Source organism: Dolichospermum sp. UHCC 0315A, assembly GCF_008121535.1.
Taxonomy (GTDB): Bacteria; Cyanobacteriota; Cyanobacteriia; order Cyanobacteriales; family Nostocaceae; genus Dolichospermum; species Dolichospermum lemmermannii.
Genome location: NZ_CP043056.1, coordinates 4,432,907 through 4,459,402, shown reverse-complemented (window position 1 = coordinate 4,459,402; position 26,496 = coordinate 4,432,907). Strand labels below are relative to the sequence as shown.

Here is a 26,496-nt window from a genome sequence, read left to right as displayed (position 1 = left end):
TATATTGCATCAAGCGTGATAACTACTATAACTAAAATCAAAGATTAGGCATGAACCATTAAATATTGGCCATTACCGTTGTATTCACCATTGCAACTGGCGAAATTAGCAACAAACCAAATTAAATAAAACCGCCAGATGCGGCGAAATTTGGCATAGTCCATCCCGTAGTCTAAATCTTTGACTATTGCCTGAGAATCATCAAAGTTTTTTAACCAACTAGCAAAAGTTCTAGAATAATTAGAGCCATTAATATACCATTGATCAATAGTTTTCAGGTCTTGATTATGGCTGGGAATCGCGTCATATTTCCAGTAACGACCATGAGGGAAAATGTATTTGTGAGTGAAAACACTGGAGATATTATTAGGGGTACGGACTGTAATAATGTGAATAAAAACCTTGCCGTTATCCTTGAGAAAAGATGCCAGCTTTTGAAAAGCCTTTGTTAAATTACCCACATGACAAAAAACGCCAATTGAGAGAATTTTGTCAAACTTTGTCTCAAATTGGGCATCGTTTAAATCTCCTTCATAGAGAGTAAAACGACCGGAACTGAGGTAACTTTCAGGATCTTGCATTTTCTGACGCATATATTCACATTGGTTATGACTCAAGTTAATTCCTGTGAATTTGACATTGGGAAATTTGGCAAGAATATAATTTGCTACGCAGCCCCAACCACAGCCAAAATCTAAAATATGATCACCATCTTTTATTTCTAATTTGTCAATTACATCATCAATCATTTGCATTTGTGATTGTTCGAGATTTGCTGCTCCTTTTTCCCACAATCCCATGCTATATTTGGGATAAATAAGTTTTCCCTCACCTAACATGAGATTCAACATAGCTTGAGGCAAATCGTACTGAATCTTCATTAAATCCCGCGCACCTTCGGCAGTATTGTCTGTTTCTGTTAATACCCATTCGTAGGGGACAAGCAGGGATGGAAAATACTTAAAAAAGACAGGCATACAACTATCAAAAAGCGATCGCAACACAGCATCCGGTACTTCTAATCCGTTGATATAAGACTCGGCTATTGCCATTTGCACTGCGTTAATTGTACTAACTGCAAGACGGGTTGCTTTGTAAGCAATGGGACTTTTAGTATGTACATCTCCCACTATGGGAAGATGTTTTTCCATATTTTGTAAAATTGTTGATGAACTCATGTTTATATTGGGTTTGAAAGATGCCGCTATTTTATATCAATAAAACCAAGTCAAAATAATATTAAAGAATAGATATTTCTTTGGATAGATAGAATGAAAAAAAGAGGAATAATAAGTATATATATATATATATTCACTACGGCTGATAATTAAGTAAGTCAACACAATAAAACCAAACTGTGTAAAGAAATGTAAAATAGCTGAAAACTTCTTCTAACATACCTCTAAGATATAAGGTTGTGTTGCGCTGTCGCTTAACCCAACAAAGCAAAAAATGGACAAGGTATTGATGCTAAAACCATATTACTGTATTCTGTTCTATGACAAGTTATGTTTCAACCTTCTGATCATCTGCCGCTGATATTCTCAGGAAATAGATGTAAATAATTCGATATATAAACTACAAAAGGTGGACAGAATGAGTCTTCGCGCACTACTGTTAATAAATAGTAATTCTCGTCAAGGGCAAGAACGTTACCAAGAAGCAATAAATTGTTTAAATAAATTGGGTTTGGAAATAATTACAGAATCTACAGAACATCCAACTCAACTAGGGACTGTGATTCGGCGTTACCAACAGCAAATAGATTTGGTAATTGTCGGTGGTGGTGATGGTACACTTAATGCTACTATAGAGGCAATAATTGAGACTCAATTACCTTTGGGTATTTTACCATTAGGAACTGCTAACGACTTAGCCAGGACTTTAGCAATTCCCAACTCTTTACCGGAAGCGTGTCAAATTATTGCCTCTGGAAACTTGCGAAGAATTGATTTAGGTTCTGTAAATGGGAAATATTTTTTTAATGTTGCTAGTCTGGGTTTAAGTGTAAAAATTACTCAACAATTAACTAAAGAAATTAAACGGCGTTGGGGTATATTTGCCTATGCAGCAATTGCATTTCAAGTAGTTTGGAAATCTCGCCCTTTTAGTGCAGAAATTCGTGTGAATAACGAATCAATTCATGTGAAAACTGTGCAAATTGCTGTGGGTAATGGTCGCTATTATGGTGGTGGTATGGCTGTAGTTCACGACGCAGCGATAGACGATCAAAGACTGGATCTTTATAGTTTAGAAATCGATCATTGGTGGCAAATTCTTCCCCTACTTCCGGCTATGCGTCAAGGTAGACATATTGATTGGCCGAACGTCCGCGCCCTTGAAGGTCAGGAATTTACAATATATACTAGAAAACCCCATTCTATTAACACAGATGGAGAAATTACAACCCATACTCCTGCTGTGTTTCGGGTGATTCCTCAAGCGATCGCAGTTTTAGCCCTATGACTATCATCTTAAACTATGATTTACCTGATTGATATGATTTATTTGATGGGATATGTAATTAAACAGGAGATGGTCAGTAAAGGAGGTAAAAAATGAAAATTAAACTATGATTTACCTGATTGATATGATTTATTTGATGGGATATGTAATTAAACAGGAGATGGTCAGTAAAGGAGGTAAAAAATGAAAATTAAACTCCTATCTGTCAACAAGGAAGCATCCAGCGGTTTTCACTCCTGAATTTTGCTGTATCATAAGAATCAGAAAAATCATTAAAATCATAGTTATGAATTTGCGCTTTTCTCAAGAAATTAAATCCCTTCTAGAACGTTTAAGTGAACAGCCACTAACTTTAGGTGATATCCTAGCGGAAACTTCCGAACGGGGTTTTAGCTTAGTAATCACATTACTAGTATTACCTTTTCTATTTCCCATGCCTCCAGGCTTAACCAGTCCTTTAGGTGGTGCTTGTTTATTATTATCATTGCAAATGGTTTTAGGGAGGAGAACACCTTGGCTACCCAAAAAAATCGCTAACTATAAATTTCCCAACGCCTTCGCTAAAATTATCTTACAAAATCTGCGTCGCGTGACTAGGGTATTAGAAAAAATTGCCCGTCCCCGATTGCAAAAAGTCGCCAATCATCCTTTAATTTGGCGATTTAACGGGCTGTGCATCTCTTGGTTAACAATACTACTAATTTCCCCCATTCCCTTTACCAATCCCATTCCGACTGTGGGGATTTTACTTTTGGCAGTTGCTACTATTGAATCCGATGGTTTATTAATGTGTATTAGTTATGTCGCTACTCTCTTGATTACTATGCTATTTGGTTTTATTGGTTATGCATTATGGTTAGCCCCCAACTTACTGCCTGCTATTTTCAAATAAAATTTTTGGCATTCCTGATCAAAATTTGTTAAGATATAAGTCCCAAAGAAAAAAAACCCTTAGCCACAAGCCAAGGGTAATGGTTTAATTAAGGTGCATCTACTATTTGAGTATCCACTGCTGATTCTGTTATGTCCGGATAATTTCCGTATAACTTTCAATTTTGTATTCTCGTCCTTTCGAGAAAGTATGTTTTGTCACCAACTATAAAAAACCTAATATCCAATATCAATACCTTGTCCATTTTTTGTAGGTCGGGTTAAGCAACAGCGCAACCCGACGCATTTGTTGGGTTATGGACTCGCCACACTTCGTGAACGTACCTCAACCCAACCTTGTATCTTAGAGGTATGTTAGATATTTATTTGGATACCTGACTTAAATAATCAAAGAATATGGCGATCGCGATTGATTTTGGCACAAGTAACACAGTTATCACTCGTTGGAATCCTGTCACTCAACAAGCAGAAACCCTGAATCTACCCAGATTATCAACGCAACAATTTCTTAATCCGCCACTGATTCCCAGCTTAGTTTATGTAGAAAATGCCAACTCAGGTAATATCATAGCTGGTCAACAGGTGTGCGATCGCGGTTTGGATATCAAAACTGATGCCAGATTTTTTCGGAGTTTTAAACGGGGAATCGGTGCAGATATCCAAGGTTTTCTACCGGAACTTGATGGACAAAACATTAGCTTTGAACAAATAGGAACATGGTTTTTAAGCAAAGTAATTGCAGAATTAGCACCTTTAGAAGGGGGAATAGATTCCTTGGTTTTAACCGTACCAGTAGACAGCTTTGAAGCCTATCGTCACTGGTTAGGGAAAGTTTGTCAATCATTAGCCGTCGAACAGGTGCGGATGTTGGATGAACCCACTGCTGCGGCTTTGGGGTATGGTTTAACAGATCAAGGAACTCTCTTAGTCGTTGACTTTGGTGGTGGAACTTTAGATTTATCTTTAGTGAGTTTAGATCAAGGTACACAAGCCAAGACTAAACCTCTAGGATTTCTTCTCAAATGGGGTGATAAAAATCTGGGTGAAAATTCTCAACAAAAGACTAAAACAGCCCGTGTATTAGCAAAAGCAGGGCAAAATCTAGGCGGAACTGATATTGATAATTGGATAGTAGATTACTTTGCTAAAACCCAAGGATTGCCAGTTAGTTCTCTCACAGCGCGACTAGCGGAACAGTTGAAAATTCAGCTATCTCACCAAGATAAAGCTAGTGAAGTTTATTTTCATGATCAAACTTTTGAAAGTTATGAAATGGATCTTGATCGTTACACCTTTGAAAATATTTTGCAGGAAAACGGATTTTTTGATAAACTGCATGATGTAATGATGACGCTATTACAGCAAGCGCGACGTTACGGTATAGAAATTGATGATATTAATGCAGTATTATTAGTTGGGGGAACTGTACAGTTGCCCGTAGTGCAAGCATGGATAGAACAATATTTTGAACCAGAAAAAATCCGTCGTCAATTGCCTTTTGAAGCAATCGCTCAAGGGGCGTTACAAATAACTCAAGGGATAGAAATTAAAGACTATCTTTATCATAGTTACGGTGTGCGTTATTGGGATCGCCGCAATCAACGTCATAGTTGGCATCCAATTATTAAAACTGGACAACCTTACCCCATGACTCAACCCGTAGAATTAGTTTTGGGTGCTTCTGTGGAAAATCAACCCAGCATTGAGTTAATTATTGGGGAATTGGGCGCCCAAACAGGTGGAACAGAGATATACTTTGAGGGCGACCGCTTAATTACTCGTCAGCTTGATAATGGTGCAACTACTGTTAAGCCTCTCAATGATACAGTAAATGCCAGTAAAATTGCCAAACTTAAACCTCCAGGATTTCCGGGAAGCGATCGCATTAAAATCTATTTTCAAGTTGATGAACAACGGTTTTTAAGAATTACTGTTGAGGACTTGTTAACAAATAACATCCTATTAGAAAATCAACTTGTAGCCAAATTAACTTAACTTACCTTTGGGGGTTAAAGTCCCCTGCTTCTACAAGCAGCGGGTTTTGTGTCGGGGTAAAATCCCCGTTGCAAAACGTAATTCTAAATTCTAAATTCTAAATTCTGCATTCTTTTAATCCAGATTTTTCACCAATAAATCAAAACAGAGAGGCTTTATAGTAGTATAAAAATTTACTAATAAAAAACTAGTAACAAAAAAATCTAAATTTTCCTGATCACAGGCTGCTATTTTCAGTCGAATAAACGCATAATGGAAATGTGACTGATTTATTAGCCCCTTTACAATCCCTACAACAGGGTAACTGGTTCAAATTAATTTGCGGAGCCAGTTACCAACATCTTCCTGCGGTCAGAAACTTAACATTAGCCTACACCTTGGCTGGTGCTGACTGTATAGATGTAGCAGCAGATCCGGCAGTCATTGCCGCCACCCAAGAAGCTTTACTGGTAGCCCAAAGCTTGAGATATAATTCCCAAAAGCGAGGCTTTGCCTTTACAGGTAATTTGCCCTTGTTGATGGTCAGTCTCAATGATGGCGAAGATCCCCATTTTCGGAAAGCTGAGTTTAATTCTCAAGACTGTCCCCGCGATTGTTCCAGACCATGTGAAAAAATTTGTCCAGCCCAAGCAATTTTATTTAACAATACCAAAGATGATTTTTCTGGAGTAATCGCTGAAAAATGTTATGGCTGTGGCCGTTGCATTCCTATCTGTCCTTATGGTATAATTTATACAAAATCTTATGAGTCAACGCCAGGGGAGATCGTACCATTGATCATGTCAACGGGAATAGCAGCCGTAGAAATTCATACTCAAGTGGGGCGGTTGGCAGAATTCCAACGGTTATGGGACGCGATGACACCTTGGGCAGATCAATTAAAGTTAGTAGCCATCAGTTGTAACGATGGAGAAGGTCTAATTAATTACCTAAAAGCTATTTATGATTTAATTATCCCCCGTCCCCAGTTTTTAATTTGGCAAACTGATGGACGTTCAATGAGTGGTGATATTGGTGATGGTACAACCATAGCCACAGTGAAATTGGGGCAAAAAGTTTTGGCAGCAAACCTACCGGGATATGTGCAGTTAGCAGGCGGCACTAATAGCTACACCGTTCCTAAATTAAGGGGAATGGGATTGCTGAAAGAGGCAGGGGGGAAAGAGTCCCCAGCTTTTATCTCTGGGGTTGCCTATGGTAGTTACGCCCGTGTATTGCTGTCACCCATTCTTGACCAGTTAGAAAAAAAGGAGGTGATTAACACTGATAGTCAAGGCAATATTCGCCTGGAATCAGAACCGGAATTACTATGGGAGGCTGTAAGGCTTGCCCATACTCTCGTTTCCCAGATTAAGTCTGAGCAGTCGCGCTCATCGCTCCAAGCATATCTCTAAAAACGTCAAGTCACCAATAGAAAGCATGACGATTACAGAAGATCTCCAAAAGTTGTTAGACATTTTGCCCCAAGACCTTCAACAAAAACTAGAGCATCATCCTAATGGAGATAATTTAGTTGAAGTGGTTTTGGATTTAGGCCGTCGTCCAGAAGCTCGGTTTCCCCATGTAGCTGAGTATTTGAGCGAAACACCAGTCACTCAAGCACAGATAGATGATTGCATTCAACGAGTGGGAAATTTTGGGGGGGATAATCGGGCAGGAATTGAGCAAACTTTGCATCGGATCAGTGCTATCCGTAACCGTAGCGGTAAGATTATTGGCTTAACTTGTCGGGTCGGCAGGGCGGTATTCGGAACAATTGCCATGATCCGCGATTTGGTGGAAACTGGTCAATCAATTCTCATGCTAGGTCGTCCGGGTGTTGGTAAAACCACAGCTTTAAGGGAAATTGCCCGTGTGTTGGCAGATGACTTAAATAAGCGAGTGGTCATTATTGACACATCTAACGAAATTGCTGGGGATGGTGATGTTGCTCACCCCGCCATTGGTCGGGCGAGACGGATGCAAGTTTCTAAGCCAGAGTTACAACATCAGGTCATGATTGAGGCTGTGGAAAACCATATGCCAGAAGTCATTGTCATTGATGAAATTGGTACGGAATTGGAAGCTTTAGCAGCCCGAACCATTGCCGAACGGGGGGTGCAATTGGTAGGAACTGCCCACGGTAATCAGATTGAAAACCTGATTAAAAATCCCACTCTGTCTGATTTGGTGGGGGGGATTCAGGCTGTGACGCTGGGAGATGATGAAGCTAGACGGCGTGGTTCGCAAAAGACAGTTTTGGAACGCAAAGCGCCACCTACTTTTGAGATTGCTGTGGAGATGCTGGAACGGCAACGCTGGGTAGTTCATGAATGTGTGGCGGATACGGTTGATACTTTGTTACGTGGTCGTCAACCGACTCCACAAACGAGAACTGTTGATGACAATGGCAAGGTTGGCGTTGTTAGACAGTTGGCTGTGGTCAATGGTGGCAATAGCAATGGTAATGGCCATGGTCACATTACTAATGTGGAGGAATCTTTCCTCGCTGCTCAACCTAATGGTTGGCGTTCTTCTGGACAAATGGTGGCTTTACCACCTTTATCTTTAGATCGGGAAAGACCCACGGGACGCAGTGAATTTGACCGTTTGTTGGATGAATCTTTCAATTACTCGGAAAGTTTTGATTTTGCCAGCCGCAAACAAGCAGGTCCCAATGGGGAAGATTTACCATTGCACATTTACCCCTATGGGGTGAGTCGTCACCAACTGGAACAGGTGATTAATGTGCTAACTTTGCCTGTGATATTGACCAAGGACTTAGATAGTGCCGATGCTATTCTGGCTTTGCGATCGCACGTCAAGAATCACGCTAAGTTAAGACAAATGGCTAAGGCTCGTCATGTACCCATTCATGTGATCAAGTCTAGTACAATTCCCCAAATTACTCGCAGTCTCCGCCGCTTACTGAATATTGATGATCCAGATATTGGCGATGACCGAGAGTTACAACTGTTATTACACAACGGTGGTGATGATGAAATGGACGCTTTGGAGGAGGCGAGGCTTGCTGTGGAGCAGATTGTCATCCCTAAAGGTCAGCCTGTGGAGTTATTACCCCGTTCTTCCCAAGTGCGGAAAATGCAGCATGAGTTGGTGGAACATTATCGTCTCAAATCCGATAGTTTTGGAGATGAACCTAATCGGCGGTTAAGAATTTACCCGGCGTAGGTTGTTGATAATTTTCCCCTGAAAGGATTGTTTTTACATCTTTTCAGGGGATTTGGACATTTTACCGCTGTAGTAATGTTGGTAATATTTCTGGAACTGGACTAGGTTTAGCAATTGTGAAAAAATCAGTGGAAGCACATGGAGGAGAAATTACTTTTGCAAGTGAAGTTAATGTAGGAACAACTTTTAATGTTGTTATTCCTTTAACGAAATAATAGGATTAAGATCCCCGACTTCTAACATGAATCTACAATTTAGTTATAAGATAAAAAAGAAGTCGGGGATCTAAATTGGGGATCTAAATTTGTTGATTTTTTAAACATTCTTGAATAAATCTTTGAGGTATTTCTCTACTTTCTCCCCAATGTTGATGAATATAGGAAGCATGAACATTAGGTAAATACCAACCTTCAAAACCTGTATTTTCATCACAATCATAGCGATAGGTATTAAATAATGGTTGAGGAGAATTGGTGATTAAATGAGAACGATGAAATTCATGACCAAAAATATGTTTATTGCTATCAAGTAAAAAAGTATTTTCTAAAATTACTGCGCGACGATATCCTAAAGTTAATCTTTTATCCATTTGTGCATGAGTGGGTAATATTCCCACCATTGGCCAGGAGTTACCGTCAAAGTCAATAATTTGCTCACACAAATACATCAATCCTCCACATTCAGCAATTGTGGGTATTCCTGCTAAAATTGAATTTTTGACTGCTTGAATTAGGCTAATATTTGCAGCTAATTGTGGTGCAAATACTTCAGGAAATCCACCACCAAAATACATTCCTTGGATATCTTTTGGTAATTGAGAATCATTTAATGGACTCCAAAATACTAATTCTGCTCCTAATTGTTCTAGTAAATCTAAGTTATCTTGATAATAAAAATTAAAAGCCTGATCTCGCGCTACGGCAATTTTTACTGAGGAATTGGTAATTGGTAATTGAGAATTGGGAATTGGGGAAGATGATGATTTTAAAAGTGGTAGAAGTTTGTCCCAATCAAAGTAAGTATCACCTATATCTGCTAAACTATTAATTATCTGATCTAATTCTGGTAATTCTGAAGTGGGAATTAAACCCAGATGACGGTCAGGAATGGTAATGTTATCTTGTCTTCTTAAAACACCAAGTATGGGTAATTGTAAAGGTGCAAGGGAAGTTTTTAATAATGATAAATGTCGATCACTTCCCACCCGATTTAATACTAAACCAGCAACTTTAATTCTACTATCTAAAGAACAATAACCGTGTGCAATTGCGGCTACTGAACCCGATAAGCGACTACAATCTATGACTAAGATGATGGGGATATTTAATAATCTGGCAACGTGCGCTGTACTCGCAAAGTCTGTTTTTCCATTTGTATTTGCTAACTGACCAATACCATCAAATAAACCCATTACACCTTCAACTAAAGTATATTCACTTTGCGGAGAATGATGGTTAAAGCATTTTTGAATATAATTTTCTGAAGTTAGTACAGCATCTAAATTTCGACAAGGAAGACCAGTTACATATTGATGAAACATAGGATCAATATAATCGGGTCCGACTTTAAAAGATTGTACTTTCACACCACGACGACGTAAAGATGCTAATAGGGTAAGTGTAACTGTTGTTTTCCCGACTCCACTCCGTTCTCCAGCAATAATTATAGACATAGATTAGTAAGTAAAAATTAAATAACCCCTCCCTAACCCTCCCCTTACTAAGAGGTTGTTTGAAAAGTATTATATGAAACCCATAATCTCCAAAAACCTAACCCCCCTCCCCCCCCTTCCCTACAAGGGAATGGGGGTTTTAAAGCCTCTCCCCTGGTAGGGGAGAGGTTTGGAGAGGGGTCTGTTTACACATTAAAAACTTTTAAAACATCCTCTAAGGGGAGGGAACCGGATTTTCTAGTTTCCCCCCTTAGTAAGGGGGGATTAAGGGGGGTATTTGTGATTTTGTGTAAACTATAGCAGCTCTAATATTACCAAGAATCGTGGCTAAATATTCTCTGATCCTTCCCGTTCTCTTTCTTCAATTTTTGTTGGAGAAATCATACTGTTGATTTTTTCAATATCTGTCATCATGATAATAACACCTTTTACTGTTTCATTCATTAGGGGACTACAGGCAATATAACATTGGATTTGTCTGCCGCGACGATTAGTGCTATTCAGGAGTATTTCCTGGAATTTCTTTTTACCGGACATAATATCACGAATTGGATTTCGTAATTTTTCTACAGGTAAACCAATATCCAAGCTAAACCAAGATTTATGAACTACTTCCTCACTGTGTAAACCCCACATATCTTCAACTGTATGATTCCAAATTAAAATATTCAAGTTATTATCTAAGACTACCATTCCCATTTGCAGACAGCCTAAAATAGAAGCAAGAAAAATATTACTTTGGTCAAGTTCACCGGTGCGGTCGCTTAATTCACGATTAATTGTTTGTAACTCCTCATTAGCCGATTGCAGTTCTTCATTCATTGTCTCCATTTCTTGATTTGTTGATTGCAATTCTTCATTGGTTGTTTCTAATTCTTCATTGGTAGATTGTAATTCTTCATTGGTTGTTTCTAGCTCTTCATTAGTTGATTGCAATTCTTCATTGGTTGTTTCTAGTTCCTGTCGAGAACGTTGTAATGCTGTTTGGAGTTTCAGATAACGGGTGATATCATTAAAGGTAACTGTTACACCAAGAATAATTTGATTATTATCTTGTAAAGGAATCACCCGCACATCTAAATTTTGAATTTCTGAATTAGACTGATAACGTTCAACATTTGTGAGTATAATCGGATGACGTTCATTATATACTTGCTCAATTACTGAGCGTAATTCCACAGGTCTATAGGATAATTCTAAATCCTGAAAAGGGCGATTTAAATCCTTTATTGTCAGACCAAATAAATTACGAGCTTGTTCATTAATCATAATTAATATGCCATCATTATTTACTACAACTTGGGCACTAGATGCTGTATCAAAAGCCAAATCTCTAATGCGTATTTCTTGAGAAAAATTACTAGTTGATTCTTGATTTTCTAAATTGTTCATAACTATTTGACGACTGCGGAAGTTTCCTAAAGCTACTTTTTCAAATACACGGTCTTTTAAATCTATAGGGATAAATAAATTAGAGTGCATAACTAGCATTTCTGCTTTTCCTATAAACAGATAGCCATGATCATTAAGAGCAAAATGAAAGCGATTGATAATCTTTCCTTGGGTTTCCGAATTAAAATACATTAAGGTATTGCGACAAATCAATAAATCTAACCGAGAAATCGGGGCATCTTGAAGTAAATCATGACGACCAAAAATTACACAACGACGCAAATCTTGGCGAAAAACATAATTTTTATTGACTATATCAAAATATTTATCGCGTAATTCTGACGGGACTTCATCAATATTTTTGGATGAATAACTAGCTTGACGAGCTTGAACGAGAGCTTCTTCATCTACATCTGTTGCGTAGATTTTTACCCGATTACGAAACTCTTCTATTCCCAATATTTCCGCTATTATTATTGCTAAAGTGTAAGCTTCTTGCCCAGAAGCACAACCAGCACTCCAAAATCGAATCTGTTGATCTGGTTGTTTATTTTTGATGATATTAGGAATAACTTCTTTAGCTAAATATTCCCACGCTGAAGCATCTCTAAAAAAAGCGGTGACGTTAATTAAAATAGTATTAAATAAATTTTTAAACTCATCTGGATGAACTTCTAAATAATCTTGATAATTGCCAAAAGTATCTATATTTAAAGTCTCCATTTCTTTAGTAACACGGCGCATTAAAGTTGAACGTTTATAACCTGTGAAATCAAAGCCTCGGTTGATTCGTAAATATTCGAGGAGGTTTTCAAAATCAGGGTCTTTTTGTGGGACATTCATAAAATAAATCAGGATTTTGCTAAGAGGTTGTTTGAAAAGTATTATATGAAACCCATAATCTCCAAAAACCTAACCCCCCTTCCCCCCTTCCCTACAAGGGAATGGGGGTTTTAAAGCCTCTCCCCTGGTAGGGGAGAGGTTTGGAGAGGGGTCTGTTTACACATTAAAAACTTTTAAAACATCCTCTAATAAATGAACTACGTTATAGAAATACAGAATCACCATATCCCCCCAGATACTCGACTTCTCAAAGAAGTCGGGTATCTATGTTATTATAGTCAATTTTTTGTAATAAACTAAATTGGTAATAGATTACAAATCAGGATGAGGCATCACCAAAGTTAGCAAAGCTGAAGAAATTTCTGCTAAAGGGAGGATAAAATCTACATTCCCAGTCTTAATTGCTGCGGACGGCATTCCTGGAAATTCAGCACTTTTTTCATCTTGGGCAATTACCGTCCCACCCATTTTTTGAATTGCTTCTACTCCCATTGCCCCATCACTGCCGGTTCCTGTGAGGACAACAGCGATCGCTCTTTCTTTATAACTTCCAGCCAGAGATTCAAACAATAAATCTGCCGAAGGACGGAGAAAATGCACCATTTCCGACTGCGATAAAGAGGCTGTACCATCACTATTCACCAACAAATGATTATTAGGAGGAGCAATATAAACAGTCCCGGGTGTGAGTTTGTCTCCTTCCTTTGCCTGTTTTACTGTCAGTGGAGTCCGACGACTGAGAATTTCTGCCATGAGAGATGGATGACGAGGATCTAAGTGTTGAACAATCACAATTGCTGCTTTGAAATCTGCGGGTAAATGTGCCAGCACCTCAATTAACGCCGTTAACCCACCAGCAGAAGCCGCTAAAGCCACAATATCAAAGTTAGGAAGATTTGGCATATTTATCTTGAAGATTATAGTTTCCCCCATCCTCAAAATATCAAAATTTTCAATTCATTCCCTGTATCCACAGACGTATAGAACTTTCCAAATAAGCATTTGGGGACAAAAATGTAGAGCCGAGAATCCCTACCCATGGAACGTCTCTACACAGGATCTTTTAATTCACTAATTTTCTGCTTCTAAAGTTTTTTTGGCTGCTAATAATTGCTGTTTATGTTCTTCACTCATTTGCGGATATTGCAAATTTAATTCCTGCAATTTTTGGCAAATAATATCTGCTACCACTAAGCGTGTAAACCATTTACGATCAGCAGGAACAATATACCAAGGTGCAAATTCTGTACTTGTATGGTTAAAAACCTGCTCATAGGCATCCATATAATCATCCCAAAAAGCCCTTTCCCGAACATCACTAACAGAAAGTTTCCAATTTTTATCCGGTGATTCAATCCGTTCTAAAAACCGTCTTTTTTGCACCGATTTTGAAACATTTAGAAAAAACTTGAGGACAATTACCCCATTATTGAACAAGTATTTTTCAAAATTATTAATTTCCTCAAATCGCTGTTTCCATATATGATTATCTTGAGGAAAATTGGGTAATTGTTGTTTTTTAAGAATTTCTGGATGGACACGGACTATGAGTAATTCTTCATAATATGAACGATTAAAAATGCCAATTCTTCCCCTTTCTGGCAAAGACTTCATTGAACGCCATAAATAATCATGATCTAGCTCTTCTTCACTCGGTGATTTAAAACTAAATACCTGACATCCTTGAGGATTAACGCCAGACATCACGTGTTTAATCGTACTATCTTTACCAGCAGCATCCATTGCTTGAAAAATAATCAATAAAGAATAGGTATTTTGAGCATAAAGAATATCTTGATATTTCGCTAATTGTAAAATACCTACCTTTAATTTTTTCACCGCATCACCTTTTTGGTGAAACTCACATTTATAACCTGGGTTATAGTCCTTTATCAAAGAAATTTGATCACCTGGTTTAACAATATAAGGATCATGATTCATAAAAAAATTAGCACTCCTATAAAATTCATAAATTCATCTGCGTTTATCTGCGTTTATCTGCGTTTAATTATTTTTGAAATCTTATTCTATGGAGCTTCATCTTAATTTAGTATAACCTCTTTCTCTCTGTGTTCTCTGTGCCTCTGTGGTTAGATAAAAAACCTTTTCACCGCAGAGAGACAGAGTGAAAACTTATTTTAAAAAACAGCAGATTGCAATTCTGCTAACTTTGCTAAAACTTCCGTACTGTGAATACTCGGATTAACTCCCACAAAAGTTGCTCTTAATATCCCTTGAGGATCAATAATAAAACTATGGCGCATAGAGACAACACCTATCCAAGAACCATAAGCTTTACTAACTTCACCCTTAGTATCAGCTAACAAAGGAAATTTTAACCCTTCTGAATCACAAAATTCTGCATGGGAATCAATATCATCAGCACTGATACCAATAATTTCAGTATTTTTCTCAATGTACTTAGGTAGATCTTGCTGAAAACGTCTTGCTTCAATAGTACAACCGGAGGTAAAATCTTTCGGGTAGAAATAGAGAACCAGCCACTTACCCCGGAAATCAGCCAGGGAAACCTCACCATTCCCCGTATTAGTTGGTAAGGTAAATTCAGGTGCAGGTTGATTAATTGCCGGTAATATACCACCTAAAGCTTGAGCAGGAGGGGTAAAATTCAACCAATTGATAACAGCCAAGCAAGTGGCAAATAGAATGCTAATAAAAGTGCGGCGCGAAATCATAGTCTTCACCAGAAATATAACTTAATATAAGTTTACATTCTTGTTAGCCGCTATTCTGAATCTGACTGGTTTTCTAGTGGTTTTTCGATACTCTCAATGTATTGGCTATCTATAAGAAAAGCGCCTCTAGTCAAGCGTATACCCCAATAACCACCAGGGCGACGGTCAAGAACTATACCTTCTTCACCAACATAAATTACATCAGCAGGACGTAACATAGGCATTGGGTCAGCGGTTTTGACATAAGGTGGCAATGATACCACACGGACTTTACTACCAATTGGGAATTCTGACGACATTTTACAACAGTTTGTAATTTTGAATAACGGTAAATATCGATTTTATTTTACTCTTCTTCCTTTCCACCTATTTGTTAATAAATGTAAAGAACATATTCCACATCCAAAATGAAATGATATATTAAATCCATAGGACACCAAGTTAAGAAGAAACCAACTAAGAGAAAGGGCAATTGATCTAGTGTCCCCCGTCATTAGCCCCACAAGTACAGCATTATTGATCATAAAGTGGCAACTAGCCAAACTTTAGATAGGATGGCGAAGCCAAATCCCAGAGCGGAAAGACGTAGAGATGCTGTGTTTGCGTTTTAGAAAGTCCACCCTTAGTAACTTACAATCACTTACTTACTTTAATCATTTGAAACCTGCAAATTCACTAGAACCCGGTCAACCTTGATCGGGTTTTTAGATGTTTATACCTGGTTTTGATCGAAAAATGTTAAGAGGTTGTTTGAAAAGTATTATATGAAACCCATAATCTCCAAAAACCTAACCCCCCTTCCCCCCTTCCCTAAAAGGGAATGGGGGTTTTAAAGCCTCTCCCCTGGTAGGGGAGAGGTTTGGAGAGGGGTCTGTTTACACATTAAAAACTTTTAAAACATCCTCTAAGATGAGGACTTAGATACTCAAAATAAAAGTTAATAACCACGTTTTTACAAGCATAAGGCACAATAAAGACAAGTATCATTTATTTATTTATGAGTTATTGTCTTAATCCCCATTGTTCTCACCCAGAAAACACTGATGATGTTAAGTTTTGTCAAACCTGTGGGACGAAATTATTCCTAAAAGAACGTTACCGCGCTATTAAACCTATCGGACAAGGTGGTTTTGGTAGAACCTTTCTCGCTGTAGATGAGGATAAACCCTCAAAGCCACCCTGTGTAATTAAGCAATTTTTCCCCCAATCCCAAGGGACAAATACGGTACAAAAGGCAGTAGAATTATTTAATCAAGAGGCTGTTCAGTTGGATGAATTGGGACAACATTCCCAAATTCCTGCACTTTTGGCATATTGTAACCAAGATGACAGACAGTATTTAGTTCAGGAATTTATTAATGGACTAAATTTACACCAAGAATTAGAACAAAATGGGGCTTTCAATGAAACGCAGATTCGACAATTACTGCATGATTTATTGTCAGTGCTGCAATTTTGTCATAGTAAACGAGTTATACATCGAGACATTAAACCAGAAAATATCATTCGTCGCAATAGCGATCGCAAATTAGTTATAGTTGATTTTGGGGCAGCGAAATCCGCCACAGAAACAGCCCTAAACCGCACGGGAACCAGTATAGGTAGTCTCGAATATGTCGCCCCGGAACAAATGCGCGGGAAGGCGCTTTTCGCCAGTGATATCTATAGTTTAGGGGTAACTTGTATTAATCTGTTAACAGAGCGATCGCCTTTCGACTCCTACGATACCCATAACGCAGCTTGGATATGGGGACAATATCTAAAAACTCCTGTTAGTCAAGAATTGAGCCGAATCATTGACAAAATGGTAGAAACCATCCCCAGTCACCGCTACCAAACAGTTGATGAAGTGATCAAAGATTTGAATTTTCAACCATCATCTTTACCACCCAAACAAATAACTCCACCCACGTCTCAACCTCCTGCTATGGTTAAAACTTCCACCCAAATCGAGAAAGAATTACAAGAACTAAAAACTCAATTTACAGGTGGTAAACCCCAACCACAAAACCCTAATTCTCAACCACAATCTCCTAGCAATAATCCCATAGATAAAGAATTAGAAGAATTAAAAGCTAAGTTTCTTGGTAATGGGTGAAGAAATCATTTAATTCTGCTGAATTGTATTGGTGTTTTGAGCCGATTTTTTACCTAACAATTCCACAGCCTTAGCAAATTGAGGATCTTCAAGAGTCGCTAATTTATCCCTTCCTCCCAACCATAACTTTTGACGTTGGGCATCAGTTAATTCTACCTTCACATCTGGATCAATACCGTGTTTATTAATATCTTTACCGCTAGGAGTATGATATTTGGCAATAGTTACAGCCAAACCAGCACCAGATTTTAAAGGTTGCACCGATTGAACTAAACCCTTCCCAAAAGTTTGATTTCCGACCAAAGTCGCCCGTTTATTATCTTGTAATGCCCCAGAAACAATTTCACTAGCACTAGCTGACCCTTTATCTACTAATATTATCAAAGGTTTATCAGTTAAAGCCTTGCCATTGGCAACTTGTTTATCTTGTGTACCTTGACGGTCAATAGTAAAGACAATCGTGCCTTTATTCATCCACATTTGAGCAATTTCTATACTCGCGTATAACAGCCCTCCAGGATTACCACGTAAATCTAAAACATATCCAGAAACCTTTTTAGCTTCTAAACTTTGAATAGCATTTTTCATTTCCTTGCTGGCATTAGCACTGAATTGATTCAAGCGAATATAGCCAAGATTCCCCGCTGGAGTTTTCTTTTCCGAAAAGCGGACAGGATGAATTTCAATGCGCGCTCGTTGAATATTAAATTCTTTTTTCTGACCATTCCGCAGAATTGTCAACCTCACCTTGCTGCCTGATTGTCCACGAATTAGGGATACTGCATCATTAGTATCCATACCTTTGGCGTTTTTACCATCAATTTCGAGAATAATATCTTTAGCTAAAATACCGGCTTTAAATGCTGGTGTATCTTCAATGGGAGCAATCACAACCAGTTGTTTAGTTTTTTCATCCTGACTGATAGTGATACCAATACCCGTAAGTTCACCAGAGGTATCAACTTGCATATTCTTGAATTCCTCTGGGTCCATAAACCGGGTGTAAGGATCTTCCAGCTTTTTCAGCATTTCCCGAATGGACTTATAGGCCGCTTTATCATCAGTATAGGACTTGCTTAAATATTCCTTGCGAACAGCTTGCCAATCTACCTGATTAAAAGTGCCATCTACATATCGGTAGTAAATATTTTGCCAAACTTCATCTACCAAATCCTTGTGACTATCTTTAAATGAAGCCTTACCAATTGAGTGAATACCCAGACCAGTAACGGCGATTGTAGAAAGCGTTACCACCGTAGCACTCAAAACCAGTTTACTTTTTGTAATTACCATAATGGCGGCTGTGTCAAAGGAAAAAATATATATCAAGTATGCCCAATCTAACACAGGGATTGGTAATTGGTAATTAGGAATTGGCCGTTGAACGTTGTTTACGGATAGAACTGGATTGATGAGCAATTAATAATTCCTAAAATTAGAGAAAATCTCCTCAAAACGCACAACTTAATCCTAACTTCGCAAATATGCTATTATAAATTTACCAACTCGTGCCGATAGATCCGTACTCAGGCTGATGGCTTGAGCATTCTTATTGCTTGCAACAATTCTGACACGGCTGAAGCAACCCATTTACCTTCTGTCCCCCTTCCTGTATTGAGGATGAAGCGGAGATTGTAGGCACAAGGATAACCTTCCACCTCCATCCATAATAAATCGCTTTCGGCTTCACAGGCAATTTTTTCATCGTCCATTAACTCCGTACTTAGATGCTTCATGGTATCTGCAAGCTGATTAAAAAGGCGACAAAATTCGTTTAATTCTGCTTCTGTTAATTCTATCGCCCAATCTTCTGTACCAACTAATCCTGTAAATTCTGGTGCAACTGGATTCCAACCTATGCGCCAACCAATCCCACTTTTAATGACCCGTTCCATACCTATATAGTCACCAGACTTGCTATTATTTATTGCAAAAATTATACCAATTGGCTTTGGCAATGACGATAGCTAAAAATATGAATTGCCTATATAGTCAGTCTTTCGCAATTCTCAATCTAAAATGCTATAATCTTTCAGCGATCGCTTTAGGAGCTTGGCAAACCTAATTTTGTAAATATTCCTAATTGGCACACTTTCCGGTTAGGATAGTATATTCGTTCTATTAAAACTCCCGTCCCAGTAATTTTGAAAAATCCTATACTTAGAGGCAAGAATGGCAGCTAATACCGAGACTTCTGGCAAGCAAAAAGCGTTAAATATCGTCCTGGGACAAATTGAGCGCAGCTTCGGGAAAGGAGCAATTATGCGCCTGGGTGATGCCACCCGCATGAAGGTAGAAACAATATCCACCGGGGCGCTCACCCTAGATTTAGCTTTAGGTGGTGGTTTACCTAAAGGACGGGTAATCGAAATCTACGGACCAGAAAGTTCTGGGAAAACTACCGTCGCCCTTCATGCCCTCGCAGAAGTGCAGCGAAATGGCGGTATTGCCGCATTTGTAGATGCTGAACACGCCCTAGATCCTACCTATGCCGCTGCGTTGGGTGTAGATATTGACAACTTACTTGTTTCCCAACCAGACAATGGCGAATCAGCATTAGAAATAGTTGACCAACTTGTGCGTTCTGCGGCTGTTGATATTGTTGTTATTGACTCCGTTGCCGCTTTAGTTCCCCGCGCTGAAATTGAAGGGGATATGGGGGATATTCACGTAGGTTTACAAGCTCGGTTAATGAGTCAAGCTCTACGGAAAATTACTGGTAATATTGGTAAATCTGGATGCACAGTTATTTTTATTAACCAGTTGCGGCAAAAAATCGGTGTCACCTATGGTAGTCCAGAAACTACAACGGGTGGTAATGCGCTGAAATTTTACGCTTCCGTGCGCTTGGATATTCGCAGAATTCAAACTTTGAAAAAAGGAACTGATGAATTTGGCAACCGGGTCAAAGTCAAAGTAGCGAAAAATAAAGTGGCACCACCTTTTAGAATTGCCGAATTTGACATTATCTTTGGCAAAGGAGTTTCTACCATTGGTTGTTTAGTGGATATAGCCGAAGAAACTGGTGTTCTTCTTCGTAAAGGTGCTTGGTATAGCTACAGTGGTGAAAATATTTCCCAAGGTCGAGATAACGCGATTAAATATTTAGAAGAAAAACCCGAATTTGCGGCCAAAGTTAAGGAACAAGTTCTGGAAAAACTAGATAAGGGTGCGGTAGTTTCCGCTAATTCTGTAGTTCAACCTCATGACGTTGAAGAGGAAGAAGAGATTGAATTAGAGGAATAGATATTGGGCGAATGGAATATGGCTTCGCCACCCTAGAGCGAAGGCTACTACACAAGCAAAGTCCACCTGCGTGGACTAATCAAAATTAAATATCTCCAACCTACGCAGGTAGGTTTTGTCTGTGTAGCTGCGACTTCTAGTCGCCCATTCCTCTTAACAGCTTTTAATTACATCTAGTAATTCACGAGGATGATGAATTAAGAAATCTGGGTTTTGTTTACCTAGGGCTTCGGAAGAATTAAACCCCCAACTGACTGCAACCACTTTGATATTAGCTTTTTTGGCAGATTCTACATCTCTAGTTTCATCTCCTACATAAATTACTACTTCTGGTTTGAACTGTTTTTGCCGTAACACATTATTAATAATTGTGGTTTTCCCAAAAATAGTGACTCCTGAATAAATAAAGTCAAACAAATAATCTAAATTATGGCACTTGAGAAATTGATTGACATTTTCTTGAGAGTTAGAAGTAATGATTCCCAGGTGATAACCTTGATTATGGAGTTCTATTAATGCGGCATTAATTCCCTCAATAGGTGTTAATTCTGGGATTTTATGTTTTAATTCTCCTTTGACTTTTTTAACCATAAAAGGAATTTTGAATAGGGAAACACCAGAATATTTAATAATTTCTCTGGCTGTTAAATTTCTCAGGAGAACTAGTTCTTGCGAATTAATCGGCACATATCCAAATTCCAGGGCTAAACGATTGGCAATAGTTACAAGAGCATCTACTGTATCCGCAATCGTCCCATCAAAATCAAAAATTATTACTTTCTGGGTCATTATTATGCCTGGATTTGTCAAGATTAGCGCGAGCATTACGTCGTAACATTTCTGGTTTAATGCGTCGCAAGGCTGATGCGGTGAATCTTTTATCCCACTCCTCGTTTGATATTTGGGCTAATTCTACCAGCTTGGGGGCTAAATTTCCAGGATAGGGTTGAAAATCAGTGACATCAGTGGCTTGAGCAAATCGCTGATTCCAAGGACAAACATCTTGACAAATATCACAACCTGCTACCCATCCTTGTAAATGAGGTGTAATGTTTGCGGGTAATTCCTCAGCCCGGTTTTCAATTGTATGATAGGCAATACAGCGATTAGCATCTACTACAAATGGTTCAGTAATTGCACCTGTAGGACAAGCTTGCAAACAACGAGTACAAGTTCCGCAATGTTGGGTAGATGGGCGATCGCTTTCTAGTGCCAAATTGGTTAATATTTCTGCCAAAAACACCCAAGAGCCATATTTCCTGGTAATAACGTTCCCATTTTTAGCAATCCAACCAATGCCGGCTTTTTGCGCCCAAACTTTATCTTGGACTGGCCCTGTATCTGCATAATAACGGGCTTTGACATTTTCGCCCAGGGATTCTAGCCAAATAGCCAATTCCTTCAGCTTTTTGTGTATAACTCGATGATAATCCCGTCCCCAGGCATAACGGGAAATTTTCCCGTATTCATCCCCCTGCGGCCGTTCCTGGGGAGTATAATAATTCAAGGCTACAGATATGAGCGATCGCACTTCTGGCATAACTAAACTAATATCCTCACGTTTGGGATTTTTCATCCATTCCATGTCAGCGTGATAACCCATTTTTAGCCAAGCTTGCAATTTTTCTGTCTCTGTTCTCTCTAAATTACCGACAGCAGCAATACCCACTTCGTGAAATCCCAACTCTTTGGCTTTTGCTTTCACTACTGCGCTGCTAATTGATGTATATTCATTCATTTTTTCAGGGGAAATTTAGCTGAAACTCCAGAAATTGCCAACACATTGTTTGGTAACACAGTTCTCAATATGGGACAGGACAATTGGTAATTTATTTGTGGCTACACATAAAATTTTAATTGATTGGGGATTAAAAAATCCCTAAACCAATCAATTTTGTAGGGGGACAACCCCCTGTGGTTGCCCCAAATACTGGGGTAGGCACAGGGGTGCTACCCCTACTGAGTCGGAAATTTCACAACCACACCACCAATTTACTCAACTTTGTATTTAATGGTGCTGCGTAACATTCCCGAACCGATATCAAGAATTGACTTGTTGATGATCCTGATCTTGACGCTGACGGAAAAACCTGTAACCTTTAGTGCATTAGTGGTGATATAACTATAATAAATCAGGCAAAAATGTTGGATTTATTGCTAATAATGGAGGAATCAGCACTGTGTCAAACAACTCAGGGTTGTATATTTTACTCGTCAGCGTTCATGGTTTAATTCGCGGTAATAATCTAGAGTTAGGCAAAGATGCTGATACTGGTGGGCAAACCAAATACGCAGTTGAACTTGCTTGCACATTAGCTAAAAATCCCCAAGTAGCAAGAGTTGACTTAGTAACGCGGTTGGTAAATGACCCAAAAGTTAGCCGTGATTATGCTCAACCAGTAGAAATTCTCGCAGATAAAGTCCAAATTGTTCGTATTGCCTGTGGTCCCAAACGCTACCTCCGCAAAGAAGTTCTCTGGCCACATTTAGATACCTTTGCAGATGAATTGCTCAGACATATTCGCAAAGTTGGCAAAATTCCCCATATTATTCATACACATTATGCTGATGCCGGATACGTGGGTTCTAGAGTTGCTGGTTGGCTAGGAATACCTCTAGTCCATACAGGTCACTCTCTGGGACGCATCAAGCAACAAAGATTATTAGAACATGGTACTAAACAGAAAACTATTGAAGATAATTTTCATATTAGTACCAGAATTGAAGCTGAAGAAATTACCCTTGGTAGTGCAGCTTTAGTTATAGCCAGCACTCATCAAGAGGTTGAAGAACAATACAGCGTTTACGATCACTATCAACCAGAACGCATGGTAGTTATCCCCCCAGGTGTCACCTTAGAGCGTTTTTACCCAGCCCCGGATAATTGGCAAAATCCACCTATTCAAAAGGAATTAGAAAAGTTTCTCAAAGACCTGCAAAAGCCGATGATTATGGCGATTTCTCGCCCGGCTATCCGGAAAAATGTCAGTAGTCTCATTAAGGCTTATGGCGAAGATCCCGAATTGCGCCAATTAGCCAATCTGGTACTAATACTAGGCAAACGAGAGGATATTTTGGCGATGGAATCGGGTCCGCGTCAGGTATTTGTGGAGATATTACAGTTAATAGATCGCTACGATCTTTATGGTCATATTGCTTATCCTAAACACCATAATGCTGATGATGTGCCAGATTTATACCGGGTCACGGCAAAAACCCAGGGAGTATTTATCAACCCAGCCCTGACAGAGCCATTTGGACTGACATTAATTGAGGCTAGTGCCTGTGGTGTTCCCATAATTGCTACTGCTGATGGTGGTCCAAGGGATATTTTAGCAGCTTGTCAGAATGGATTATTGATTGATCCTTTGAATATTCAAGATATCCAAAATGCTTTGCGAGCATCTCTCACCAATCCAGAACAATGGCAACAATGGTCTAAAAATGGACTGATTAATGTTTGTCAACATTTCTCTTGGGATAGTCACGTAGAGCAGTATTTAGAGCAAGTCCGCCGATTATTACCCCAAAAACGCATTCAATCTCTGTTGAGTCCTCTGGTTAAATCTCCCGCAGATGAACATCCAGATTGGAATGTACCGGATACCAATCACTTACCAACGGCTGATCGGTTTCTAGTTTGCGAAATTGATCATACTCTATTAGGTGATGAGGAAGCTTTAGAAAAGTTAATTCAGAGAATTCGTGATCAAGGGAATACAACTGGAGTGGGTATTGCCACCGGGCGCAGTCTCAAAAGTACATTAAGTATGTTAGAGGAATGGCGTTTTCCTCTGCCAGATTTGTTGATTACATCAGCGGGAAGTGAGATCTACTACGGTCCCCAGATAGTCACAGATACAAGTTGGCAAAGGCACATTGCCTATAATTGGCGACGGTCAGAAATTCGCAAAGTCATGCAGGATATACCTGGGGTGGAATTGCAACCTCCTGATGCTCAGGGTAAGTTTAAGATTAGCTATTTTGTGGATGAGACGAAATCACCTAGTTTTCGAGAAATTACCCGCCGTCTGCGCCAACATCGCCTCCATGTCAAAGGATTTTATAGCCATAATATGTATCTAGATTTAGTGCCTATTCGCGCTTCTAAAGGAGATGCTATCCGTTATGCTGCTTTAAAATGGGGTTTACCTGTTCACCGTTTCTTGGTTGCTGGGGCTTCAGGTAATGATGAATCAATGTTAGCTGGTAATACTCTGGCAGTTGTGGTGGGAAATCACAGCCAAGAAATTGAGAAGCTCCGAGGTTTGCCACAAATTTACTTTGCTGGGGGAAATTATGCTTGGGGGATTTTGGAAGCTTTAGATCATTATGACTTTTTTGGGAACTTATCGCCAACACCATAACCGTCCAAGTCCTTATACTGCTCAAAATCAGAAAATCCCTGAATTCATCCATATTTATCGGCGTTTATCTGCGTTTATCTGCGGTAAATAATTCTGAAAATCTAATTAATTTGGATGATCCGGTTTTTTTGTGAAAATAAAATTTCCCGTAGCAATACAATATAAAATCTAAAATTTAAAATCGAAATAGCACCATGACAAATCTTACTCCTAATTCTAGTTTTAGTGTTACCCTGCGGTTACAGATTCCCAATCGAGTGGGGATGTTAGCATCTGTTACCCAAGCGATCGCTGCCACTGGTGGTAATCTCGGACAAATTGATTTAATTGAACAAAGCCGTCAAGAATCTACCCGTGATATTACAGTTGATGCCGCGAGTACGGAACACGCGGAAACCATTGTCCAAGCGGTAAAGGAATTACCAGATATTCAGGTAATTGATGTTTATGACCGCACCTTTAATTTACATCGCGGTGGTAAAATCAGTATTGTTAGTAGAATTCCGCTCAAAAGTGTTTCTGATTTAGCAATGGCTTACACTCCAGGAGTGGGGAGGATTTGTAAAGCGATCGCCGAAAATCCCGAAGAAGTGTACAATCTAACAATCAAACAGAACACGGTGGCGATCGTCACTGATGGCAGTGCAGTCCTCGGTTTGGGCAATTTGGGTCCAGAGGCAGCTTTACCCGTGATGGAAGGAAAAGCCATGCTGTTTAAGGAATTTGCTGGACTTGATGCTTTTCCCATCTGTTTAGATACTCAAGATACAGATGAGATTGTCAAAGCAGTTAAAAATATTGCCCCCGTATTTGGTGGTGTGAATTTAGAAGATATCGCTGCACCGCGCTGTTTTGAAATTGAAAAAAGACTGCGAGCCGAATTAAATATCCCCATTTTTCACGATGACCAACATGGGACAGCCATTGTCACCTTAGCAGCATTATTTAATTCTCTCAAACTTATCCAAAAATCCATTGCAGATATCCGCATTGTGATTAATGGTGCTGGTGCGGCGGGGATTGCGATCGCTCGGTTACTCCGCAAAGCCGGTGCAGAAACCATTTTAATGTGCGATTCAAAGGGAATTATTTCGACTAATCGCACTGATTTAACCGCTGAAAAACTGGAATTTGCTGTTAAAGCCCAAGGAACTTTAGCCGGTGCAGTCCAAGGTGCAGATGTCTTCATTGGTGTCAGCGCACCGGGAGTTTTAACACCAGAAATGGTTCAGGGAATGACGAAGGATGCAATTGTGTTTGCAATGGCTAATCCCATTCCCGAAATTCAGCCAGAATTAGTGCCTAAAAACGTCACTGTTATGGCTACGGGTCGAAGTGACTACCCCAACCAAATCAATAACGTCCTGGCGTTTCCTGGGGTGTTTCGTGGGGCTTTAGATTGTCGGGCGAGGACGATTACTACTAATATGTGTTTACAAGCTGCCAGTGCGATCGCTTCTTTAGTTAAACCTGCGGATTTGAATCGAGAGCATATTATCCCTTCTGTCTTTGATAAGCGGGTGGCTACTGCTGTGGCTGCTGCTGTCCAACAAGCTGCACGGGAAGAAGGTATTGCTCAAAATTAATTAATTTGTGGAATGGCCAGCGTTCGACGGTTCGACTCAGACTTCGACATCATCTAAGTTGAACGCTTCACCG

The 26,496-nt window shown here is 39.2% G+C and carries 21 protein-coding genes and 1 pseudogene; 11 read left to right on the top strand and 11 right to left on the bottom strand.

Translation table 11 applies throughout. The features are described 5' to 3' along the window. Positions 1–44: 44 nt before the first annotated feature. Positions 45–1,178, bottom strand: a complete 1,134-nt coding sequence (locus BMF77_RS21180; protein WP_148765602.1) for a cyclopropane-fatty-acyl-phospholipid synthase family protein — start codon at positions 1,176–1,178, stop codon at positions 45–47. Positions 1,179–1,596: 418 nt separating this feature from the next. Between BMF77_RS21180 and BMF77_RS21175 the strand changes: the two genes are divergently transcribed. From BMF77_RS21175 to BMF77_RS21150, 6 genes and pseudogenes are all read left to right on the top strand, one after another. Then, positions 1,597–2,466: a lipid kinase gene (locus tag BMF77_RS21175; RefSeq protein ID WP_148765600.1), complete on the top strand. Its 870-nt coding sequence runs from the start codon at positions 1,597–1,599 to the stop codon at positions 2,464–2,466. A gap of 286 nt (positions 2,467–2,752) precedes the next feature. Then, positions 2,753–3,358 carry an exopolysaccharide biosynthesis protein gene (locus BMF77_RS21170; RefSeq protein ID WP_148765598.1) on the top strand — a complete coding sequence of 202 codons (606 nt, stop codon included), beginning with the start codon at positions 2,753–2,755 and terminating at the stop codon, positions 3,356–3,358. A gap of 395 nt (positions 3,359–3,753) precedes the next feature. After that, positions 3,754–5,352 carry an Hsp70 family protein gene (locus BMF77_RS21165; protein ID WP_148765597.1) on the top strand — a complete coding sequence of 533 codons (1,599 nt, stop codon included), beginning with the start codon at positions 3,754–3,756 and terminating at the stop codon, positions 5,350–5,352. Positions 5,353–5,612: 260 nt separating this feature from the next. After that, on the top strand, positions 5,613–6,746 hold the full coding sequence (gene ldpA, locus BMF77_RS21160; RefSeq protein WP_148765595.1) for a circadian clock protein LdpA: 1,134 nt from the start codon (positions 5,613–5,615) through the stop codon (positions 6,744–6,746). A 25-nt stretch (positions 6,747–6,771) separates the two neighbouring features. Continuing rightward, positions 6,772–8,523, top strand: coding sequence for a R3H domain-containing nucleic acid-binding protein (locus BMF77_RS21155; protein ID WP_148765593.1), 1,752 nt, complete (start codon positions 6,772–6,774; stop codon positions 8,521–8,523). A 59-nt stretch (positions 8,524–8,582) separates the two neighbouring features. Continuing rightward, positions 8,583–8,738 (top strand): annotated as a pseudogene (locus BMF77_RS21150) (sensor histidine kinase); the annotation flags it as partial. Between the two features lie 83 nt (positions 8,739–8,821). Here the strand turns inward: BMF77_RS21150 and BMF77_RS21145 are convergent. From BMF77_RS21145 to sipA, 6 genes are all read right to left on the bottom strand, one after another. Beyond that, positions 8,822–10,195 carry a cobyrinate a,c-diamide synthase gene (locus BMF77_RS21145; RefSeq protein WP_148765589.1) on the bottom strand — a complete coding sequence of 458 codons (1,374 nt, stop codon included), beginning with the start codon at positions 10,193–10,195 and terminating at the stop codon, positions 8,822–8,824. A 327-nt stretch (positions 10,196–10,522) separates the two neighbouring features. Further along, a complete protein-coding gene (locus tag BMF77_RS21140; RefSeq protein WP_148765587.1) occupies positions 10,523–12,430 on the bottom strand; it encodes a CheR family methyltransferase in 1,908 nt (635 codons plus the stop codon). A gap of 312 nt (positions 12,431–12,742) precedes the next feature. Further along, entirely contained in the window at positions 12,743–13,333 is a 591-nt protein-coding gene (locus tag BMF77_RS21130) for a chemotaxis protein CheB (protein ID WP_246862989.1), read from the bottom strand. 168 nt (positions 13,334–13,501) lie between these two features. Continuing rightward, positions 13,502–14,371, bottom strand: a complete 870-nt coding sequence (locus BMF77_RS21125) for a polyphosphate kinase 2 family protein (RefSeq protein ID WP_148765583.1) — start codon at positions 14,369–14,371, stop codon at positions 13,502–13,504. Between the two features lie 197 nt (positions 14,372–14,568). Beyond that, a complete protein-coding gene (locus BMF77_RS21120; protein WP_148765581.1) occupies positions 14,569–15,126 on the bottom strand; it encodes a peroxiredoxin in 558 nt (185 codons plus the stop codon). Between the two features lie 50 nt (positions 15,127–15,176). After that, positions 15,177–15,425: a regulatory protein SipA gene (sipA, locus tag BMF77_RS21115; protein ID WP_015080334.1), complete on the bottom strand. Its 249-nt coding sequence runs from the start codon at positions 15,423–15,425 to the stop codon at positions 15,177–15,179. A 698-nt stretch (positions 15,426–16,123) separates the two neighbouring features. Here sipA and BMF77_RS21105 point away from each other — a divergent pair. Further along, complete coding sequence (locus tag BMF77_RS21105) at positions 16,124–17,224, top strand: serine/threonine-protein kinase (protein ID WP_148765579.1); 1,101 nt, start codon at positions 16,124–16,126, stop codon at positions 17,222–17,224. 9 nt (positions 17,225–17,233) lie between these two features. Here BMF77_RS21105 and ctpC read toward each other — a convergent pair whose 3' ends face one another. Both ctpC and BMF77_RS21095 read right to left on the bottom strand, forming a co-directional pair. Next, the gene (gene ctpC / locus BMF77_RS21100) at positions 17,234–18,517 is read right to left on the bottom strand and encodes a carboxyl-terminal processing protease CtpC (protein ID WP_148767133.1); all 1,284 of its coding nucleotides are present in this window, start codon (positions 18,515–18,517) and stop codon (positions 17,234–17,236) included. A gap of 233 nt (positions 18,518–18,750) precedes the next feature. Next, positions 18,751–19,119, bottom strand: coding sequence for a DUF1818 family protein (locus BMF77_RS21095; protein ID WP_148765577.1), 369 nt, complete (start codon positions 19,117–19,119; stop codon positions 18,751–18,753). Positions 19,120–19,151: 32 nt separating this feature from the next. On the opposite strand from BMF77_RS21095, the gene BMF77_RS26930 reads away from it, so the two are divergent. Both BMF77_RS26930 and recA read left to right on the top strand, forming a co-directional pair. After that, a complete protein-coding gene (locus BMF77_RS26930) occupies positions 19,152–19,289 on the top strand; it encodes a hypothetical protein (RefSeq protein ID WP_168204469.1) in 138 nt (45 codons plus the stop codon). A gap of 107 nt (positions 19,290–19,396) precedes the next feature. Next, positions 19,397–20,470, top strand: coding sequence for a recombinase RecA (gene recA / locus BMF77_RS21090; RefSeq protein WP_015080742.1), 1,074 nt, complete (start codon positions 19,397–19,399; stop codon positions 20,468–20,470). Positions 20,471–20,623: 153 nt separating this feature from the next. Here recA and BMF77_RS21085 read toward each other — a convergent pair whose 3' ends face one another. Beyond that, positions 20,624–21,259 (bottom strand): HAD-IA family hydrolase, encoded by a 636-nt coding sequence (locus BMF77_RS21085; protein WP_148765575.1) that lies wholly within the window; start codon positions 21,257–21,259, stop codon positions 20,624–20,626. After that, positions 21,234–22,208, bottom strand: a complete 975-nt coding sequence (queG, locus tag BMF77_RS21080; RefSeq protein WP_148765573.1) for a tRNA epoxyqueuosine(34) reductase QueG — start codon at positions 22,206–22,208, stop codon at positions 21,234–21,236. Before queG ends, BMF77_RS21085 begins: the two co-directional genes overlap by 26 nt. Before the next feature lie 442 nt (positions 22,209–22,650). On the opposite strand from queG, the gene BMF77_RS21075 reads away from it, so the two are divergent. Both BMF77_RS21075 and BMF77_RS21070 read left to right on the top strand, forming a co-directional pair. Further along, entirely contained in the window at positions 22,651–24,837 is a 2,187-nt protein-coding gene (locus BMF77_RS21075) for an HAD-IIB family hydrolase (RefSeq protein WP_148765571.1), read from the top strand. Positions 24,838–25,031: 194 nt separating this feature from the next. Continuing rightward, a complete protein-coding gene (locus tag BMF77_RS21070; RefSeq protein WP_148765569.1) occupies positions 25,032–26,423 on the top strand; it encodes a malic enzyme-like NAD(P)-binding protein in 1,392 nt (463 codons plus the stop codon). Positions 26,424–26,496 lie beyond the last annotated feature (73 nt).